Here is a 1973-nt window from a genome sequence, read left to right on the forward strand (position 1 = left end):
CATGTATTAGGCACGCCGCCAGCGTTCGTCCTGAGCCAGGATCAAACTCTCCAAGAAAGTTGATTAGCTCATAAAATAAAACGTTGGCTCGTTTCAAAAAGAAACGAATATTATTGTTTGTTGACGTTTTTGTTTGTTTAGTTTTCAAAGAGCAATTTTTCAAGACAGGATATTAATATACCATCTCGTTTTCGTTGCGTCAATTACTTTTTTAAAAAACTTTTTAATCAACTCAGCGACAGTTATTAATATTATATTAGAATATTAATCTCGTCAAGAGTTTTTTTAAAGCCCGAAATAAGAAACAATCAATCTGGCGTTTCCCTCTCAGGAATTACTATATTACTATCATGCTGCAGCAATATCAACAACAGTTTTTAATTTTTTTAAAATAAACTTCTAAGCTACCAATTTGTCCAATAGTATATCCATAAAAAAACCTGACCACCATTAAGGGGCCAGGCACTACTTTAATAATCAATTTTGATTTTCAAGAATGTCCTTCATTTTCTGGAGATCTTTGTTGTTTGCTCTTTTCATCATGGTGGACATGAAGGGGGCAGCTATTTTTGAAAAGCCGGTCGGATTTCCTTTATTCCTTAATTTCATTAAAGTACTGTTGTCAGAAAGAGCTTCCCACGTATAGGTGGTCTCCATTGGAAAAGGCCCATTCGCTGTTCTCATTACAAGCTTCTTCCCAGGAATATACTCAGCAATTTCATAAACATAAGCTAGTTCACGTCCAAGAAATTGAGCTTTAAAGGCAACTTTTGAACCAACTTTCAAAGGCTTTGGAGTTTTCCATTCCGCTGATTGAATATTTACATACCATTCTGGTGCATTGTCCGGATTCGTTGCGTATGCTGATACTTGATCAACTGGGCGCTGAATTTTTATTTCTGTAAAAACATCTACCAAGTATGTTCCCCCCTAAGTGCCTCTTATGATTGTTCACAATATTTTTTAAGCAAAGTTCCAAGCAGGTATTTCCAACCTTCTGTATGGTCTTGTTCCCAGCTATCTCTAATGACGCCCGACGCAGTATGAGAAAGCTGCAGTAAAGTTGCTCTTTCTTTTTCTAGAAGTCGATAGGTATAGGAACTGTTTACTGCCCCTTGCATTCCTAAGTGGCCATGCAAACGGATTTCTTCCGGGGCGTTCACATAATAAACATTCCCCCAGACAGCCCCCTCCTTTTCACGCCATCTCTCGATAAATTGACCGCCAGGGACTGGATCGAATGTAAAATGTGATGGTACTCCTTTGGGAGCGATGCGGAATTCCCACCAATCACCCGCATTTTCCGTTAATGCCTTGAAAACCTGTTCACGTGGGGCATTGATAAGCACCTCTTGCTCGATACGAAAAGCTTTGCTTTGTTCTTGATTGGTTATTTCCATGGCTGACTCTCCTTCTATTTTATTAGTTTCAACTACTGTTCGCAGATTTAGTAATGAAGTGGCTGTTGTCTGCATGTATTTCCCAACCCAGCGGTTATGCACTTCCTGAAGCGGGACCGCGTTAAGAAAATTCCGCCGGTATTTCCCCTCACGTCTGACGATAACTAAATTTCCTTCTTCCAAAATCGATAAATGCTTCATGATCGCAAATCTTGTGACTTCTGGAAAATATTCAATTAGTTCGCCTGTTGTTTTGGCTGATTGTTTAAGGATATCCAATATCTGTCTTCGTATCGGGTGTCCTAAAGCTTTAAATAAAGTTGAAAGTTCGTCACTCATTACAACGATCCTTTCTATACTAACTCCAAATTTATTATATGTGAATAAATGGTCACATATAATATGTGACCAAATAGTAACATGTAAAACATAATGAGTCAAGTTGCAAAACAGATAGCTTTATCATATTTTAATTTACCCATTTATTATTTGAATCACAGTGAAACTTGGATGGCTTGCATAAGTTCGACTTCCTGAAAATATGATTAAAATAAGAATCTCCAATAAAGGGGT

Annotated in this window: 2 protein-coding genes; both read right to left on the reverse strand. The window is 37.8% G+C overall.

Annotation, left to right across the window (positions count from 1 at the left end; genetic code table 11):
• Positions 1-477 precede the first annotated feature (477 nt).
• Positions 478-918 carry an SRPBCC family protein gene (locus V7161_RS20695; RefSeq protein WP_335714770.1) on the reverse strand — a complete coding sequence of 147 codons (441 nt, stop codon included), beginning with the start codon at positions 916-918 and terminating at the stop codon, positions 478-480.
• 23 nt (positions 919-941) lie between these two features.
• Positions 942-1739, reverse strand: a complete 798-nt coding sequence (locus tag V7161_RS20700; RefSeq protein ID WP_335714771.1) for an SRPBCC domain-containing protein — start codon at positions 1737-1739, stop codon at positions 942-944.
• Between the last annotated feature and the right edge of the window lie 234 nt (positions 1740-1973).

The sequence above is a fragment of the Neobacillus drentensis genome, assembly GCF_036965425.1.
Taxonomy (GTDB): domain Bacteria; phylum Bacillota; class Bacilli; order Bacillales; family Cytobacillaceae; genus Neobacillus; species Neobacillus drentensis_F.

Coding starts and splice junctions, on each gene's coding strand:
- V7161_RS20700 (WP_335714771.1), bottom strand. CDS start 1,739: ATGAGTGACGAACTTTCAACTTTATTTAAAGCTTTAGGACACCCGATA.